We start from the raw sequence: 17,003 nt of genomic DNA on the forward strand, positions 1-17,003 counted from the left end.
GGCAGTGAAGCCGAGCAGGAGGTAGTAAGACGTGGAAGACCTTGGCGAGATTGTCGGCGAATTCCTTCTGGAGAGCCACGAGAACCTGGACCAGATCGACCGGGACCTCGTAAGCCTCGAACAGGAGCCGGACTCTCGCGACCTGATCTCCCGCATCTTCCGGGCGATCCATACGATTAAGGGCACCAGCGGATTCCTCGCGTTCTCGCGGTTGGAGAAGCTGGCGCACGCCGGTGAGTCTCTCCTCTCCCGCCTCCGCGACGGCGTTCAGCCGGTCACCCCGGAGACCATCACCGTCCTGCTGCTCTGCATCGACGGCGTCCGGTCCATCCTCTCCTCCATCGAGGAGAACGGCTCCGAGGCCGAAGTCGACATCGAGACCATGATCGTCAAGATCCAGGCTCAGATGAACGCGCCCTCGGACGGCGCTCCCACCGCGGCCCCCGTCGCAGCCGCTCCGGCTGCCGAGGGCGAGGGCGAAGTCCCGGTCAGCGTCGAGCAGGAGGGCGGCGCGGCGATCCGGCCGGCTCCCGAGCCGGTCGAGGACCAGCGCCAGCCGATCGGCCAGATGCTCGTCGAGGCGGGCGCGGTGCACACCACCGACGTCACCTCGGCCCTGCAACAGCAGATCGAAGGTGACGAGCGCAAGCTCGGCACGATCCTGCTGGAAGAGGGCAAGACTCAGCCGGCCGCGGTCAACGAGGCTCTGCAGTCGCAGCAGGCACCGAAGCGGAGCATCGCCGACAGCGCGATCCGTGTCGACGTCGACCTGCTGGACACCCTGCTGAACATGGTCGGCGAGCTGGTCCTGGCCCGTAACCAGCTGGTCCGCGGCGTGATGGAGGTCGGTGACTCCGGCCTGGTCCGCAGCGCCCAGCGGCTCGGCATGATCACCAGTGAGCTGCAGGCGGGCATCATGAAGACCCGCATGCAGCCCATCGAGCACATCTGGTCCAAACTGCCCCGAGTCGTCCGGGACCTGAGCAACTCGCTCGGCAAACAGGTCCAGCTGGTGATGCAGGGCAAGGACACCGAACTCGACCGCAGCCTGCTGGAAGCGGTCAAGGACCCACTGACTCACCTGGTGCGCAACGCGGTCGACCACGGCATCGAGGATCCGGAGCGCCGAACCGCCGCGGGCAAGGGCACCGAGGGCACCCTGACACTGCGGGCGTACCACGAGGGCGGCCACGTCGCGGTCGAGGTCGCGGACGACGGCGCCGGTCTGGACGTCGACCGGATCGCGCAGAAGGCTGTGGAGAAGGGCCTGCTCCGAGCGGATCAGGTGCCGAACATGGACCGGCGCGACATCATGGCGATGGTCTTCCAGCCCGGCTTCTCCACCGCCGCGAAGGTCACCAACGTCTCCGGCCGTGGTGTCGGCATGGACGTGGTGAAGACCAACATCGAGAACATCGGTGGCGCGGTGAGCGTCGACTCCACACCCGGTGAGGGCACGGTGTGGCGGCTCACGATTCCGCTGACACTCGCCATCATCCAGGCGCTCACCGTCGACTGCGGCGAGCATCGTTACGTCGTACCGCAGGTCGCGGTCCTGGAATTGGTCTTCATCGACGGCAACACCACGAAGATCGAGTACGCCTCCGGTGCGCCGGTCTACCGGCTGCGCGGCAAGCTGCTTCCCCTCGTGCGCCTGGACCGGGCCCTCGGTCTGGAGGTCGGCGGCGACCACGGGGTCTACATCATGGTGCTGCAGGCCGACGGCCGGCGGTTCGGCATGGTCGTGGACCGGGTGCTGAACACCGAAGAAGTCGTGGTCAAGGCCCTCAACACCAGATTCAAGGACATCGGGTTGTACGCCGGGGCCACCATCCTCGGGGACGGCAAGGTCGGGCTGATCCTGGACGTCTCGTCACTGGCCCGGCGTTCCCATCTGGCCGTCGACTCGGAGCGTGAGAGCGTCGTCGACAAGCGCGGCAACACGTCGGGCAACACCGAACGCCTGTTGGTCACCGCGGTCGGCGAGCGCCGGGTGGCGATCCCGCTGGACACGGTCACGCGTCTGGAGGAGTTCCCCCGCGACCGGATCGAGCACGCCGGCTCCCGCGAGGTGGTCCAGTACCGCGGGCAGATTCTGCCTCTGGTGCGGCTGTCGCACCTTCTCGGGGCGTACGGCGAGGAACCCGAGGGCGACACCGTGTCGGTGGTCGTCTACAGCGAGGGCGGAAGGAGCGTGGCCCTGGTGGTCGACCGGATCGTGGACATCGCCGAGAACTCGACGACCGCACGACGCGATGCGGAGGAGGACGGCCTGGTCGGCACCGCGGTGATCCAGCAACGGGTCACCGAGCTGCTCGACGTGCGCCGGGCCATCCTCGCCGCCGACCCGAACTTCTACAGCGATTCCATGGACGACATGCTGGTGGAGGCCTGATCATGGCGAGTCGTCAGTTCGCCACATTCGAGGTGGACGGCCAGCTCTTCGGCGTCGAGGTGGACACGGTGCAGGAGGTGCTCTCGTACAACGAGTACACCCCGGTGCCGCTCGCCCCGCCCGCGGTCGGTGGCTTGTTCAACCTGCGCGGTCAGGTGATCGCCGCGGTGGACCTGCGGGTGCAGCTCGGGCTGGCCCGGCAGTCCCTGGACGGTCCGGTCATGAACGTCATCCTGCGCGGTGACGGCGAACCGGTCTCCCTGCTCGTCGACAAGATCGGCGAGGTGGTCGATCTCGAGGACGAGCGGTTCGAGCCACCGCCGGACACGCTGAGCGGGCCCACCCGGGAGTTGGTGGTGGGCACGTTCAAGCTGGACGGACGGTTGATGCTGGCTCTCGACGTCAATCAGGCCGTCGACACATACCGCGCCACCAACTGATGTACAGCCTGGTCAGCGCACCCGTACTGGGCTTCGACCTGACCCGCCTGGAGGGCGGGCCGGCCGCTGCCGAGGTGCTGCTGCGTGCTCTGCGCCTGCAGAGCGCGGACCTGCCGATCCTCGCCGGGCGGCTGCCCGACGAGGACGTCCGGGGGCCGTTGTGGGTCGAGGTGGAGAGCGCCGCTCGCCGGATGCCCACTCTCAAGGGCATGGCGAAGGACGACCCGGCCGGAAACCTCGCATTGGTCGAGCGTGCGCCGATCGGTTCGGTCGACTCGCTGCTCACCTGCCTGCGTTACGACGTGATGTCGTGGACCTGGACCGGAGCCGGCCGGGACGCCCGGCAGAGCGAGGACGCGGCCGCAGCGACCGCCCTGCTCTGTGACGCCGCGGTCGCCAGCTACCTGCGGGAGGTGCTGGACGAGGACGTCCGGCGCCGGCTCGGTGCCGGGTGGGTGTCGGCGGTGCGGAAACTGCCGGCCGGCGCCCCGATCGACCTGGGACCGCACCACTACACGGTGTCGGCCCTGCTGGATCGGCTCAGAACGCTGCGGACCGAGGACCGGGAACGGGTCTCGACCGCGGCCGACGACGCCCGGCGGAACACCGCCGGCTGGTCGCCCGCCGTGCACTCGGCGTCGTGGGCGGCGTACCTCTCGGATCGGGTCCGGACCGCCGCCGCCGCGCAGATGCTGCTCGTGCAGGCGGTGGACACGGCCGGGATTCCACTGGCAGACCGTGCCGGAGGGGTCTGGAACATGCTCAGCGGTGCCGTACAGGCATTGGTGGTGCGCGACTTGCTGGACACTGCCACGGCTCATCGGCTGCTCGCGCCGGTGGTCGCGGCGCTCGGCCCAGCCTGGCTCGGTTGAAGGGATTGGTCGCATGATCTCGGTACTCGTCGTCGATGATTCCGTGGTGGTTCGCCGGCTGATCGTCGATGCTCTCGGCGAGGCGCCCGGCATCCAGGTCGTCGGCACCGCTTCGAACGGGCTGCTCGCCCAAGCGAAGATCGATCAGCTCAAACCTGACGTCATCACGATGGATATCGAGATGCCGGAGATGGACGGCATTCAAGCCGTTCGTGAGCTGCGTAAACGTCACAGCACTCCGGTGATCATGTTCAGTACCCTCTCCGCGGCGGGCGCCACGTCCACCCTGGAGGCTCTCTCCGCCGGTGCCACCGATTACGTGACCAAGCCCAGCAACGTCGGGTCGATCAAGGAGTCCATCGCGGCGGTACGGGAGCAACTCGTACCCAAGATCCAAGCACTCGGTGGGCGGCGCCGTCCGCCGGCCGGACCGCCCAGCCGCGGCCCCGCGCCCGCCGGTGGTCTTCGTCCCGGCGCCGCGCCGCTGCGGCCCGGTGGCCCACCGGCCGCACCGGGACGCCCGTCGGCTGCCGGTCCCAGTCCGGCCCGACCCACCGCGGTCCGGCGCAGTCCCGGCGGCCGAATCGACCTGCTGGCGATCGGCTCCTCCACCGGCGGTCCGGACGCGCTCACCAAGGTGCTGCTCGGGCTGCCGGCCGACCTGCCGGTGCCGATCGTCATCACGCAGCACATGCCGCCGGTCTTCACCAAGATGTTCGCCGAGCGGCTGGACCGCAGCATCCCGCTGAAGGTGGTGGAAGCCGGTGAGGGCATGGAACTCACCGCGGGCACCGTCTACATCGCTCCGGGCGACCGGCATCTGGTCTTCCAACGGCGCGGGACCGCGACGATGACGCAGCTCACCAGTGCTCCACCAGAGAACTCGTGCCGCCCGGCCGTGGACGTGATGTTCCGGTCGGTGGCGGCTCTGTACGGCGGATCGGCCTTCGCGGCCATCCTTACCGGAATGGGACAAGATGGGAGGAACGGGGCGAAAGTGATGCGGGACGCGGGTTCCGAAGTGCTGGCCCAGGACGAGGCGACCTCGGTGGTCTGGGGTATGCCCGGCGCCGTGGTCGGTGCCGGCCTGGCCGACGAGATCGTGCCGCTCGACAAGATCGCGGGTGCCCTGCTCAACCGGGTCCGGGTCGGCCGCTCACCGGCGGTGGCCCGATGACCCTTTCGCAAGCGGAGTTCACCTACGTCTCCAACCTGGTGCGCAAGGAGGCGTCGATCGTTCTCGCCCCAGGCAAGGAATACCTGGTCGAGGCCCGGCTCATCCCGGTCGCCCGGGTGGTCGGCGCGGCCAATGTCAACGAGTTCATCTCCGACCTGCAGAAGCGTCCCAACCCGGCGCATCAGCGGAAGATCATCGACGCTCTCACCACGAATGAGACGTCCTTCTTCCGGGACCGCGAGCCGTTCGCCGCGCTCACCGACGTGGTCCTGCCCGAGTTGATCAAATCCCGGGCGGCCCAGCGCAAGCTGCGGTTCTGGTCAGCGGCCAGCTCCAGCGGACAGGAGGCGTACAGCCTGGCCATCACGCTGCAGGAGACGCTGCCCGCCGGGTGGACGTTCGAGATCCAGGGCACCGACATCTCCACCACGATGGTCGAACGCGCGCAGAAGGCCGAGTACAGCCAGGTCGAGGTCAACCGCGGACTGGCGGCGACCCAGCTGGTGCAGTACTTCGAGCGGGCCGGCGCGCACTGGCGGATCATCCCGGCACTGCGCAAGAACGTGTCGTTCAAGCACATGAGCCTGACCGCGCCGTTCCCGCCGATGCAGCCGTTCGACGTGATCTTCCTGCGCAATGTCCTCATCTACTTCGACGTGGCCACCAAGCGCCAGGTCCTGCAGAACGCCGCCAAAATCCTCCGACCGGACGGATGGCTCTTTCTCGGGGCGGCCGAGACCACGATCGGGATCGACGACAACTACGAACGGGTGTCAGCCGGCCGTACCAGTGCATACCGGACTCGTACCGCGGCGCCCGCCGGCGCCGCGAGAAGGGGATGACGCCGATGCGCGCCATGGTGATCGACGACTCGCGCGCGATGCGCATGATCCTGAAGCGCATCGTCACGAAGGTCAACTTCGAGGCGGTGGAGGCCGGTGACGGCAAGGAGGCGATGGACCTCCTGGCAGACATGACCGAGGTGCCGGAGCTGGCCCTCATCGACTGGAACATGCCCAACATGAACGGGCTCGAGTTCGTGACCAAGGTCCGTGCCGATCCACGGCTGCGGGAGATGACGCTAGTCATGGTCACCACCGAGAGCGAACAGAGCCAGATCGTCCGGGCGCTCGCAGCGGGCGCTCATGAATATGTGATCAAGCCCTTCACCGAAGGCGCGATGATCGAAAAGCTGGCCCTGCTGGGCCTCGTCCCGACCGGAGCGAACTCATGAGTGTCGAAGTCGAGGTCGACGAGAGCGACCTCGCCGAGATGGTGGAACAGGTATGGGAGTCGTACCTGGATCCGGAGGGCATCAGCCCACTGATCCAGACGTACGACGAGAACCAGCCGTCCGAGGTGCACTCCTCGGTCTCGATCACCGGGTCCTGGACCGGGTACGTCGTCTACGCGTCCTCCCGAGCCGCCGCCCAGCGCGCCGCGGCCGCCTTCCTTGCCATGGGGCTCGAGGAAGTCAGCGAGGAGGACATGTCCGACACGCTCGGGGAACTGGCGAACATCGTCGGTGGCAACGTCAAGGCGATGTTGCCACCGGGGGCGCAGTTGTCGCTCCCGCAAGTGGTATTAGCGCCGGAAGCTTCGGCGAGGTACCCGAACACCCAGCGGATCAGCGGTGTGTACGGGTTGTGGGAAGGCGAACCGGTGTCCATATCGATGTGGCACAGCAGCAGCGACAACAAGGAGGAGGGTGCATGAAGATCCTCATCGCCGATGACAGCCGGGTGATGCGGCAGATCGTCGTCCGGACCCTGCGACAGGCCGGGTTCGGTGACCACGACCTGATCGAGGCCGCGGACGGCAAGGAGGCTCTCGACAAAGCCGTCGAGGAGAAGCCGGGTCTGGTCATCTCGGACTGGAACATGCCGCACCTGACCGGCATCGAGGTGCTGCGTCAGCTTCGTGCCGCCGGCAACAACGTCAAGTTCGGCTTCGTGACCTCGGAGTCGACTCCGGAGATGAAGACGGCCGCCGAGGGCGCCGGAGCGGCGTTCTTCATCGTCAAGCCCTTCACCGCTGAGCGATTCGATGAAGTGTTCGCTCCTATTTTGGGATGATTAAGACATGTCAGACGTCTCGGTTCTTCCCGGCTCTCTAGCCGTACGCAACCTGTTCGAGGACCTTCTCGGACGAGAGGTGATCGTCAGTCCCGGCGACCCGATCACCGCTCCTGAGGTGCCCACGTCGACCGTCGCGATCTTCACCGACCCTGGTCAGAAGATCTACGCGGTGATGGGCATGAACCTCGCTCTCGCCGCCAACGCGGGCGCCGCTCTCGGCCTGCTCCCGGCGGGTGCAGCCGAGGACAGTATCGACGAGAAACAGCTGTTCCCCAACCTGGCGGAGAACGTCTTCGAGCTGTGCAACGTGTTCACCAGCCTCCTCAACAAGGAGGGTTCACCGCACCTCAAGCTCTACCAGGTGATCTACCCGAACCAGGAGCTGCCGGGCGACGCCCGCGCGGTCCTGCTCGCGCTCGGCCGGCGGCTCGACCTGGCGGTCGAGGTCAACCGGTACGGCAAGGGGAAGCTCAGCCTGTCGCTCGCGCCCTGACCTCGCGCACACAACTGAACATCTCTGTTTTGCGGGCCCACTCCTTCTCGTCGAAGGGGTGGGCCCGCAAATTTGTGCCTAAGCAAATCCGGGGGCGGGCCGAAGCTTAGATTGAGCCTGCTACGGGACTGGAGAAGGCAATGACCTCACCGATGTCCGGACCCACCGGCGCCGAACCTTCGAAGGCAGTGGCCGCGGCCAAAGCCAGCGAAGGCAAGAGCAAGTCGCTGGCCGACAAGGACACCTTCATGAAGCTCCTCGTCGCGCAGCTGAAGTATCAGGACCCCACCAAACCCGCCGACTCGACCGCGTTCATGGCGCAGACCGCCCAGTTCACGCAGGTCGAGAAGCTGGAAGACATGGTCGACATGCTGAAGTCACAGCGGATGATCAGCGCCAGCTCGCTCGTCGGCAAATCGGTCACGTACATGGACGAAACCGGTGTCACACAATCCGGCGTGATCACAGCGGCAAAGCTGAACGGAGACAGCGAACCGACGCTCAAAGTCGGGAACACGGATGTGCAGCTGTCCAAGGTCACCGAGATCAACACCGATCCGAAGACCGCCTGACTCTGTCTCTCCACACGCTAAGGATCGCTAATGCTGCGTTCTCTCTACTCGGGTATCAGTGGCCTCAACGCACATCAGAAGATGATCGACGTCACCGGTAACAACATCGCGAACGTCAACACATCCGGCTTCAAGACCTCCGCGGTCCAGTTCAACGACACGCTCAGCCAGACGATGGGTACGGGTGGCTCCCCCCAGGACGGCATGGCCGGTACCAACCCGGCCCAGGTCGGTCTCGGTGTCCGGGTCGGCGGCATCACCCAGAACTTCAGCCAGGGCTCGGCGCAGACCACCGGCAAGGCCGGCGACATGATGATCCAGGGCGACGGCTTCTTCGTCACCCGCAGCGGTGGTGAGAACCTCTACACCCGGGCCGGCTCGTTCTTCTTCGACGCGAACGGGACCCTGGCCACCGCGACCGGTGAGCCGGTGCAGGGCTGGACCGCCACTCCGGACGGCAAAGTCAACTCGGCGGCCAAGCCGAGCGACATCCGGATGCCACTGGGCGTGACCATTCCGCCGCAGGTCACCACGACGGCCACCCTCAAGGGCAACCTGAGCAGTGACATCACGCCGGACATGAACAACCCGACCAACACTGACGTCGCCTACAAGACCACCATCCCGATCAAGGTGTACGACTCGCAGGGCGGAACCCACACCGTCACGGCGGAGTTCAGCCGCACCGCCTTCGACAACACCAGCGGTGCGACCAGCTCCACCTGGGGTGTCCGGCTGCTCGCGGAGGACGGGACCACCGAGATCACCCCGGCCGGCACGCTCACCTTCGAGAACGGCAAGGCCGCCGCGGCACTGGTCGACCCGGTGACCAAGAAGGCCACCATCCCGCTCGGCCCCTACACCGTCGACGTCACCGACATCACCTCGTACTCGGGCAACACCGACGCCCGGGTGTTCGACACCGACGGGCGGACCTCCGGGGCGCTGACCTCGCTGTCGTACACCGTCTCGGACAGCGGCGAGATCGTCGGTGTCTTCTCCAACGGTCTGAAGCAGACGCTGGGCCAGGTCGCGGTGGCCACCTTCAAGAACGTGAACGGCCTGGAGAAGGTCGGCAACTCGGCGTACCGGACGACTGTCAACTCCGGTTACGCCCAGGTCGGCGAGCCGGGAAGCGCCGGCATGGGTTCGGTCATCTCCGGCGCGCTGGAGATGTCGAACGTCGACCTGGCCCAGGAGTTCACCAACCTGGTCGTCGCGCAGCGTGGTTTTCAGGCGAACTCCCGCATCATCACCACCTCTGACGAGATCCTTCAGGAACTCGTCAGCATGAAGCGTTGATCCCGTAGTCCAACCGCGGCGGCCGGGGCCGGGCACTGAGGTGCCCGACCCGGCCGTTGCCGTATGTCGAAAATTTCCGGTACTTCGCACCCGGTTGGCGACCGCTTCGATCTCATCAGCAACCGGCAGTCGGCCGAAGTATCAAGTGACGGGCCACGGAGGGCCCCACCAGTCAAAAGACGCACCAAGGACGGATGTCGTGATCCTCGTAACCCGCATCAACGGTGCCGTGTTCGCTCTGAACCCGGATCTGGTCGAGCGTGTCGAATGCACGCCTGACACGGTCGTCACTCTGGTGGACGGCACCAAGTACATCATCGCCGAGTCGGTACCCGAATTCATCGACTCGGTTCGTCACTACCGCGCCTCACTCATCGCTCAGGCCAGCCGCCTGGAGCCGGACCCCGCGGTCAAATCCTCGCACTCCTCGGAAGACGAGCTCGACGCCAAGGTGCTCCAACTGCACCGGAAGGAACGCTGATATGGACCTCGCGAGCATTATCGGTGTCGTTGTCGGCCTGGTGATCGTCTTCACCGTCCAGATCCTCGAAGGTGGTTCACCCGCCTCCATCATCCTGATCCCTTCGATGCTCCTGGTCTTCGGCGGTGCCTTCGCGGCAGCCATGGCCGGTGGCGTCATGAAGGACACCAAGGGATTCGTCGGCCAGGTCAAGAAGGCCTTCACCAGCAAGGTCACCCCGCCTACCGAGCTGGTCGACAACGTCGTGAAGCTGGCCGAGCGGGCCCGCCGCGAAGGCCTGCTGGCGCTCGAGGACGCGGTCAAGACGGTCGAGCACCCCTTCCTCAAGCGGGGCCTGCAGTTGGCCATCGACGGCACCGACCCGGACGAATTGCACGACATCCTGCACGCCGAGGTCGCCGCCAAGAAGAAGGCCGACAAGGCCGGCACGAAGTTCTTCGAGAACATGGGTGGTTACGCGCCGACGATCGGCATCATCGGCACGGTCATGGGTCTGGTCCACGTTCTCGAGAACCTGGACCAGCCGGAGACGCTCGGTCACTCGATCGCCGCGGCCTTCGTCGCGACCCTCTGGGGTGTGCTCAGCGCGAACATCATCTGGCTCCCGATGGCGGCCCGGCTCACCCGGCTCAGCGCCATCGAGGCCGAGGAGATGGAACTGGTCATCGATGGTGTCCTGGCCATCCAAGCCGGCTCGAACCCGCGCCTGGTCGCCCAGAAGCTGCGCAGCCTGCTTCCCCCGGACGAGATGAAGAAGGCCGAGTCGGCCACGGCTACCAAGAAAGCGGCTTGATCTAGATGAGTGCTGGCGGGGGCAAGCGTAAGCAGAAGCACGAGGAGCACGAGGAGCACGTCAACCACGAGCGCTGGCTCGTGTCGTATGCGGACATGCTGACCCTGCTGTTTGTTCTGTTCGTGGTGCTCTTCTCGATGAGCGACGTGAACCAGAAGAAGTTCGCGCAACTGGCCCAGGGTCTGTCCCAGGGTTTCGGTGCGCAGAGTGCGGCCTTCACCGGCAACTATGCCCCGCTGGACGGCGCCTCGAACATGGCCCAGGTGGTGCAGATCGACCCGGGCGCCAACCCCGGTGACGGCACCTCGGGCACCGAGGGTTTGAACAAGTCCCAGCAGGAGGCGGTCGACCGGGCCGTCAAGGCCGAGGGCCGCAAGCAGGCTTCCGCCAACGCCGAGAAGGCGGCGAAGGAGGCCGAGAACCTGAAGGCCATCGAGCGGAAGATCGCCGACGCTCTGGCCGCGCAGAAACTGCTCGGCAGCGCGAAGTTCACCATCGACCAGCGGGGTCTGATCGTCACCGTGGTGACCAACGAGGTGGTCTTCGCCGGCAACCGGGCAGACCTGCGGACCGGTGGCAAGAAGATCCTGAACGCGATCGCACCGACCCTGGCGAAGCTGCCGAACAACATCGAGGTCGACGGTCACACCAACCAGCTCAACTCGAAGACCACGTTCTATCCGAGTGGCTGGGAGCTCTCCTCGGCCCGCGCCTCGACCACGGTCCGGTTCTTCAGCGAACACGGACTGCCGAAGAAGCGGCTCAGCGCGGTCGGTTTCTCCGACACCAAGCCGCTGATCGACCCGAAGGACCCGCGCTCGATCACGATGAACCGCCGCGTGGACGTCGTCATCCTCACGATGCTGACGGCTGAGCAGGCAGCGCTGCTGCCCTCCGCGGCCGGCTCGGACGGCAAGCTGCACACCGGTCAGACCACGGCCGAGTACGAGGCCGGGAAAAAGACCGCCGAGACCAAATCCAGCACCAGCACCACCGACCACGACTGACTGGGGGAATTCAAATGGCTGACGAGAAGGACACCACGGCTGTCGAGGCGCCGAAGAAGTCGAAGAAGATGCTGATGATCATCGTCGCGGCGGTGCTGGTCGTACTGGGTGGTGGTGGGGCCGGGGCGTTCTTCCTGCTTCGTGACAGCACCGCCGAGGCGGCGGCTCCGAAGAAGGGCATCATCACCGCCGCCGAGAGCACCATCACGGTGAACCTGGCCGACGCGCACTACCTGAAGCTGGGCTTCGCGCTCCAGCAGACCGAGGACTCCGGTGAGGAGGCGGTCGACCTGAGCGAGGCCTACCAGCTCGCCATCGACGAGTACACCGGCCGCACGGTCACCGAGCTCGCCACCGCAGAGGGCCGCGCCAAGATCAAGGAAGAGCTGCTGGCCAAGCTGATCAAGGCTTACACCGAGGACGACGTCGAGATGGTCATGGACATCTACTACACCTCCTTCGTCACCCAGTAAGACCTTCGATGGGCGGGTCTCCTCAGGAGACCCGCCCATAAGCATTAAAAAGGATGAAAATACCGCCACGGCTCAGCGGTTCGGTAAGTGAGCCGATGAGGACGACGTGACCACCGCTTCACGTACCCCCGGCAAGATTGCACGTCGCGGCGGCAGCGGCCCGACCGCGTACGACTTTCGGCGTCCCATCAAGCTCTCCCGTGAACACGTCCGCACGCTGCAGATCGCGTTCGAGACATACGCACGGAGCTGTGGAACCCTGCTGACCACCCGGCTCCGGGCGGTCAGCAACGTCAGTCTGATCTCCATCGAGCAGCTTAACTACGACGAGTACGTCGCCGCGCTCGCGAACCCGACGATCATCGCGGTGGTCAACCTCGACCCGCTGCCCGGCACGGTGCTGCTGGAGATCGCCCAGTCCGCGGTGATGACCGCGATCGACCACATGCTCGGTGGGCCCGGCGGTACCCAGCCGGAACGGCCGCTGACCGATGTGGAGATGCCGCTGCTGCGCGGACTGATCGAACGGATGCTCGGCGAACTGCGCTACGGCTTCGAGAGCATGGTGGACCTCACGCCGAAGCTCAAGGAGATCGAGTACAACGCCCAGTTCCTCCGGGCCCATGCGCCGGGCGACGCCGTGGTGGTGGCGTCGCTCGAGACCAAGATCGGCGCGGAGGAGTGCATCGCCACGATCTGCCTGCCGTTCAACACCATCCTGCCGGTGCTGTCCAAGACCGAGACGGTGGTGCTGACCGCGGCCGAACGACAGGAGCGGGACACCTCCCTGCGGAACCTGACCATCGGACTTTCCGCCGCTCCGATCGACGTAGCAGTGCGATTCCACCCCATTCGGATGCGTACCGATGACATCGTGGATCTACGCCCCGGCGACGTCGTCCCGCTCGGACATCCGACCAGCCGGCCGCTCGACGTGACAGTCAACGAGACCGTTTTCGCTCATGCAGTCCCCGGTAACCAAGGCGCCCGGCTCGCCTGTCTCGTCGTGCCGTCGCCCCAGGAGAGCTCGCCCAAGGAGTCTGGCCGCCCATGACCGCGCCCACCATGACCGCGCCCCAGCTCGCGCTCGCCCGCAACGCCGCCGACGCCGCTCTGGCCGTCCTGCCCACCAGCCGTGCCCTGGTGGCCGCCGATCCGGTCGTGCCGGACGCGGGGACGGTGATCGAGGGCCAGGCGATCACGGCGCGGTTCACCGGAGCCGCCTCCGGCGAGGTCGTGGTGGTGGTCAGCCAGGATCTCGCGGACGCCCTCCGGGAGAGCCCGCTCGGTGAACTCGACCTGACCGCGGCGGTCCGGCCGGCCCTGGAAGCGGCCGCACGGGTCTTCGGCCCGGTGATCCTCGACCCCGGCCAGCTGATGGAGCCCGCGGTCGCACTCAGCGCACTCGCCGCGAAAGAGGGCGCCGTTGCGGTGCCGCTGCGCGACGAGACGGAGGTACGCGCGGTCCTTGGCCTGGCCCTGAGCCAGTGGCCGAGCGAGGATCCGGGCGCGGTGGACATCGCCCCGCGGATGGCGCCGACCCGGGCGGGCGGTCTCAACCGGAGCGGACTGGACATGCTGCACGACGTCGAGATGGAGGTCTCGGCCGAACTGGGCCGCACCCGGATGAGCGTGCGAGAACTGCTCAATCTCATCCCCGGTGCGATCGTCGAACTGGACCGGGCCGCGGGCAGCCCGGCGGACCTGCTGGTCAACGGCCGGCTGATCGCCCGCGGCGAGGTCGTCGTGGTGGACGAGAACTTCGGCATCCGGATCACCGAGATCGTCAACCCGGGCGCGGAGTAACCGTCTTGATCCCGCTCACCTTCCGCGTACTTCTGGCTCTCTTCATCGTCCTGGTGTTGATGTGGCTGCTGGCCAGGCTGGTGCGCCGGCCGTACACGGCCCGTGCCAACGGGCCGCTGGCGGTGCTCGACCGCCAGCAGCTCAGCCGGGGCTCGGCGGTGGCGGTGATCCGGGTGGCCGACAAGGCGCTGGTCGTCGGGATCACCGAGGAGCAGGTCAGCCTGCTCGGTGAGGCCGACCTGGTGGCGTTCGTGACGGACGAGGAGACGGAGCAGCATCTCGAGATGGAGGTGGAGGAGGACGGGCTGCACGCCCATCTGAAGCTGCCGGACCGTCATCCCGGGACCCTCGCCGGACGGCTGAACGGATCGGTGCTCTCGCCGCGGACCTGGACCACGGCACTCGAGACGATCCGCGAGCGGACGTCGAGGCGATGGCCATGAGACGCGCGATCCCACTGCTGATGCTGGCGGCCACGGTGATCCTTCTCCCGGCCGCCGCCGACGCGGCTCCCGCGCCGACACCGCCCGCCATCAACATCGAACTGAACGGTACGAACCCGGACGGCAGCCGCCCCGCCGCGTCCCTGGTGATCGTCCTGGGCCTGACCCTGCTCTCGGTGGCACCGGCCCTGCTGCTGCTCTGCACGTGTTTCACCAAGGTCTTCATGGTGCTCGGCATCACCCGCAACGCGCTCGGCCTGACCAGCATGCCGCCGAACCAGGTGCTCGCCGGCCTGGCCCTGTTCCTGAGCATGTTCATCATGGGCCCGACCGTGACCGGCATCAACGAACAGGGCGTCCAGCCCTACCTCAAGGGCGACAAGAACCAGTCCGAGGCGTTCAAGGACGGAATCCAGCCGCTGCGCGAGTTCATGTCCGGAGTCACCCGCCCGGACGAGGTCGCCCTGCTGGTCAAGGTGTCCGGGGCGAAGAAGCCGGCGAACATGGACGCGGTCCCGCTGACCACGCTGATCCCGGCATTCGTCCTCTCCGAGCTGCGGGCCGCGTTCATCATCGGGTTCGTCATCTTCATCCCGTTCCTGATCATCGACCTCGTGGTGTCGGCGTCCCTGATGTCCCTGGGCATGATGATGCTGCCCCCGGTCACCGTGGCACTGCCGTTCAAACTGCTGCTGTTCGTGCTGGTGGACGGCTGGGCTCTGATCATCACCGCGCTGGTGGGGTCGTACTAGGGCGATGAATCTCGAAATCGCCACCGCTGAGTTCCTGACGATCATGCTGGGGGCGGTACGAACCGGCGCGTGGATGATGCTCTGCCCACCGTTCAACTCCCGCCTCATCCCGGCCCAGGTGAAAGCGCTGCTCTCGGTCGGGCTGACGCTGCCGATGGCGCCCTATCTGAAGAGCACCACGCCGTCCTTCGAGACCAAGGACCTGATCTTCAACGTCCTGATGCAGGCCTTCGTCGGCGCCTCACTGGGCTTTCTGACCCTGCTGCTCTTCGCCTCGGTGCAAGCCGCCGGTGACCTGCTCGACCTGTTCGGTGGCTTCTCGCTGGCCGCGACCTACGACCCGTTCTCGCAGAGCAGCGCCTCGATCTTCGGCCGGTTCTACAACCTGGTGGCGTTGACCCTGCTCTTCGCCACCGACGGCCACCAGCTGATCCTGCGCGGCTTCCTGCAGAGTTTCCGCACCCTGCCGCTGGACGCCAGCTTCGACATGGAGACGCTGAGCCGGCTGCTGCTGCGCGGGGTCGGCGAGTTCTTCATGTCCGCGGTCCAGATCGCCGGGCCGCTGATCGCGGTGCTGTTCCTGGCCGACGTGGCGCTCGGTCTGCTGAACCGGGTGGCTCCGGCGCTGAACGCCTTCCAGCTCGGCTTCCCGATCAAGATCTTTCTGCTCGTCACGCTCGCCGGTATCGCCATCGGACTGCTGCCGTCAGTGGTGAGCTCGATCGTCGACAAGGCGGTCACTGTGGTGATCCGGCTCAGCGGCGGCTGAGTCCCGGCTGCGAGGGGGTGTGCCGTGTCCGGTGAGAAGACCGAGGAACCGACAGCTCAAAAGCTCAAGAAGGCCAAGCAGGAAGGCCAGATCGGCAAGACCCAGGATCTCGGTGCCTGGGTGGGGATGCTGGCCGCGAGCGTGATGCTGCCGCGCACCCTGGAAGCGGCGATGGACCACGCGATGGAGTTGATGGAGAAGATCCCGGACACCATCGTCAACCCGGACCCGGGCAAGTGCCTCGCCGTCTTCCGGGACGCGCTGATGAGCGCGGCCTGGGCGGTGCTGCCGCTGGCCCTGACCATGATGGCGGTCGGTGTCGTCGCGGCCGGTGCCCAGGGCGGTATCCGGATCGCCACCAAACTCTTCATCCCCAAGTTCAACCGGCTCAACCCGTTCGCCGGCATCAAGAAGATGTTCGGCATGCAGTCGCTCTGGGAGGGCGTCAAGGCGCTGGTCAAGACGACCGTGCTGGGCACCGTCCTCTACCTGACGATGAAGGACATCGTCCCGGTGCTGTTGAGCGCCGGGCGGCTGCCGATGGCCACCCTGCTCGCCACCATCAGCGACGCCGCGATCCAGCTCATCCGGGCGGCGGCGGCGGCCGGCATCGTGATGGCCGCGGCCGACTACTTCGTGGTGCGGCGGCGCACCAAGAAGCAGCTGCGGATGAGTAAGGAGGAGGTCAAGCAGGAGTACAAGAACACCGAGGGCGACCCGCACATCAAGGCCCAGATCCGGGCCAAGCAGATGGCGATGGCCCGGAACCGGCAGATGGCCGACGTGCCCACCGCGGACGTGGTGGTGGTCAACCCGGTGCACATCGCGATCGCCCTGCGGTACGAGCCGGAGAAGGGCGCGCCCCGGGTGGTCGCCAAGGGCAAGGGCCCGCTCGCCCAGAAGATCCGGGACATCGCCACCGAGAACCGGGTCCCGATGGTCCAGGACATCCCGCTGGCCCGGGCGATGAACAAGGACTGCGAGATCGGCCAGGAGATTCCCGCCGAGTTCTTCGGCGCGGTGGCCAAGGTACTGGCGTTCGTGATGAGTCTGAAGGCACGTGGTGCGGCGGCCGGTTTGCACCGCAACCCGAATCCGACCCCAGCTACGTCATAACCACCGATTCCGGAGATTTCCTCACATCGCGCCG

General features: G+C 66.5%; 21 protein-coding genes. All 21 read left to right on the forward strand.

Translation table 11 applies throughout. The features are described 5' to 3' along the window. Positions 1 to 31 precede the first annotated feature (31 nt). A complete protein-coding gene (locus tag BLU81_RS36595) occupies positions 32 to 2,395 on the forward strand; it encodes a chemotaxis protein CheA (protein WP_092551965.1) in 2,364 nt (787 codons plus the stop codon). A gap of 2 nt (positions 2,396 to 2,397) precedes the next feature. Further along, on the forward strand, positions 2,398 to 2,835 hold the full coding sequence (locus BLU81_RS36600) for a chemotaxis protein CheW (RefSeq protein WP_092551968.1): 438 nt from the start codon (positions 2,398 to 2,400) through the stop codon (positions 2,833 to 2,835). Next, the gene (locus tag BLU81_RS36605; protein ID WP_092551971.1) at positions 2,835 to 3,707 is read left to right on the forward strand and encodes a hypothetical protein; all 873 of its coding nucleotides are present in this window, start codon (positions 2,835 to 2,837) and stop codon (positions 3,705 to 3,707) included. The genes BLU81_RS36600 and BLU81_RS36605 overlap by 1 nt, the downstream gene beginning before the upstream one ends. 13 nt (positions 3,708 to 3,720) lie before the next feature. Beyond that, the gene (locus BLU81_RS36610; RefSeq protein ID WP_092551974.1) at positions 3,721 to 4,884 is read left to right on the forward strand and encodes a protein-glutamate methylesterase/protein-glutamine glutaminase; all 1,164 of its coding nucleotides are present in this window, start codon (positions 3,721 to 3,723) and stop codon (positions 4,882 to 4,884) included. Beyond that, entirely contained in the window at positions 4,881 to 5,726 is an 846-nt protein-coding gene (locus BLU81_RS36615) for a CheR family methyltransferase (protein WP_092551977.1), read from the forward strand. The genes BLU81_RS36610 and BLU81_RS36615 overlap by 4 nt, the downstream gene beginning before the upstream one ends. Before the next feature lie 5 nt (positions 5,727 to 5,731). Next, positions 5,732 to 6,118 carry a response regulator gene (locus BLU81_RS36620; protein WP_172890687.1) on the forward strand — a complete coding sequence of 129 codons (387 nt, stop codon included), beginning with the start codon at positions 5,732 to 5,734 and terminating at the stop codon, positions 6,116 to 6,118. Then, positions 6,115 to 6,600, forward strand: coding sequence for a chemotaxis protein CheX (locus BLU81_RS36625; RefSeq protein WP_092551983.1), 486 nt, complete (start codon positions 6,115 to 6,117; stop codon positions 6,598 to 6,600). The genes BLU81_RS36620 and BLU81_RS36625 overlap by 4 nt, the downstream gene beginning before the upstream one ends. Beyond that, positions 6,597 to 6,959 carry a response regulator gene (locus BLU81_RS36630; RefSeq protein WP_092551986.1) on the forward strand — a complete coding sequence of 121 codons (363 nt, stop codon included), beginning with the start codon at positions 6,597 to 6,599 and terminating at the stop codon, positions 6,957 to 6,959. Before BLU81_RS36625 ends, BLU81_RS36630 begins: the two co-directional genes overlap by 4 nt. 7 nt (positions 6,960 to 6,966) lie before the next feature. Then, positions 6,967 to 7,455: a hypothetical protein gene (locus BLU81_RS36635; RefSeq protein WP_092551990.1), complete on the forward strand. Its 489-nt coding sequence runs from the start codon at positions 6,967 to 6,969 to the stop codon at positions 7,453 to 7,455. Positions 7,456 to 7,595: 140 nt separating this feature from the next. Beyond that, the gene (locus BLU81_RS36640) at positions 7,596 to 8,027 is read left to right on the forward strand and encodes a flagellar hook assembly protein FlgD (RefSeq protein WP_092551993.1); all 432 of its coding nucleotides are present in this window, start codon (positions 7,596 to 7,598) and stop codon (positions 8,025 to 8,027) included. A gap of 30 nt (positions 8,028 to 8,057) precedes the next feature. After that, positions 8,058 to 9,329, forward strand: a complete 1,272-nt coding sequence (locus tag BLU81_RS36645; RefSeq protein WP_092551996.1) for a flagellar hook protein FlgE — start codon at positions 8,058 to 8,060, stop codon at positions 9,327 to 9,329. A 199-nt stretch (positions 9,330 to 9,528) separates the two neighbouring features. Continuing rightward, positions 9,529 to 9,810 carry a flagellar FlbD family protein gene (locus BLU81_RS36650; protein WP_092551999.1) on the forward strand — a complete coding sequence of 94 codons (282 nt, stop codon included), beginning with the start codon at positions 9,529 to 9,531 and terminating at the stop codon, positions 9,808 to 9,810. A gap of 1 nt (position 9,811) precedes the next feature. Further along, on the forward strand, positions 9,812 to 10,603 hold the full coding sequence (locus BLU81_RS36655) for a flagellar motor protein (RefSeq protein WP_092552002.1): 792 nt from the start codon (positions 9,812 to 9,814) through the stop codon (positions 10,601 to 10,603). 5 nt (positions 10,604 to 10,608) lie between these two features. Further along, positions 10,609 to 11,610 (forward strand): flagellar motor protein MotB, encoded by a 1,002-nt coding sequence (locus tag BLU81_RS36660; RefSeq protein WP_092552005.1) that lies wholly within the window; start codon positions 10,609 to 10,611, stop codon positions 11,608 to 11,610. A gap of 14 nt (positions 11,611 to 11,624) precedes the next feature. Further along, complete coding sequence (locus tag BLU81_RS36665) at positions 11,625 to 12,083, forward strand: flagellar basal body-associated FliL family protein (RefSeq protein WP_092552008.1); 459 nt, start codon at positions 11,625 to 11,627, stop codon at positions 12,081 to 12,083. 106 nt (positions 12,084 to 12,189) lie between these two features. Next, positions 12,190 to 13,137, forward strand: a complete 948-nt coding sequence (locus tag BLU81_RS36670) for a flagellar motor switch protein FliM (RefSeq protein WP_092552011.1) — start codon at positions 12,190 to 12,192, stop codon at positions 13,135 to 13,137. Further along, complete coding sequence (gene fliN / locus BLU81_RS36675; protein WP_092552014.1) at positions 13,134 to 13,889, forward strand: flagellar motor switch protein FliN; 756 nt, start codon at positions 13,134 to 13,136, stop codon at positions 13,887 to 13,889. The genes BLU81_RS36670 and fliN overlap by 4 nt, the downstream gene beginning before the upstream one ends. 5 nt (positions 13,890 to 13,894) lie before the next feature. After that, positions 13,895 to 14,332: a FliO/MopB family protein gene (locus BLU81_RS36680; protein WP_231953693.1), complete on the forward strand. Its 438-nt coding sequence runs from the start codon at positions 13,895 to 13,897 to the stop codon at positions 14,330 to 14,332. Next, the gene (fliP, locus tag BLU81_RS36685; RefSeq protein WP_092558161.1) at positions 14,329 to 15,084 is read left to right on the forward strand and encodes a flagellar type III secretion system pore protein FliP; all 756 of its coding nucleotides are present in this window, start codon (positions 14,329 to 14,331) and stop codon (positions 15,082 to 15,084) included. The genes BLU81_RS36680 and fliP overlap by 4 nt, the downstream gene beginning before the upstream one ends. Positions 15,085 to 15,088: 4 nt before the next feature. Beyond that, entirely contained in the window at positions 15,089 to 15,853 is a 765-nt protein-coding gene (locus BLU81_RS36690; RefSeq protein WP_092552017.1) for a flagellar biosynthetic protein FliR, read from the forward strand. A 24-nt stretch (positions 15,854 to 15,877) separates the two neighbouring features. After that, positions 15,878 to 16,969, forward strand: a complete 1,092-nt coding sequence (locus BLU81_RS36695; RefSeq protein ID WP_092552020.1) for an EscU/YscU/HrcU family type III secretion system export apparatus switch protein — start codon at positions 15,878 to 15,880, stop codon at positions 16,967 to 16,969. The last annotated feature ends 34 nt before the right edge of the window (positions 16,970 to 17,003 follow it).

This window comes from Actinoplanes derwentensis (assembly GCF_900104725.1).
GTDB classification, from domain to species: domain Bacteria; phylum Actinomycetota; class Actinomycetes; order Mycobacteriales; family Micromonosporaceae; genus Actinoplanes; species Actinoplanes derwentensis.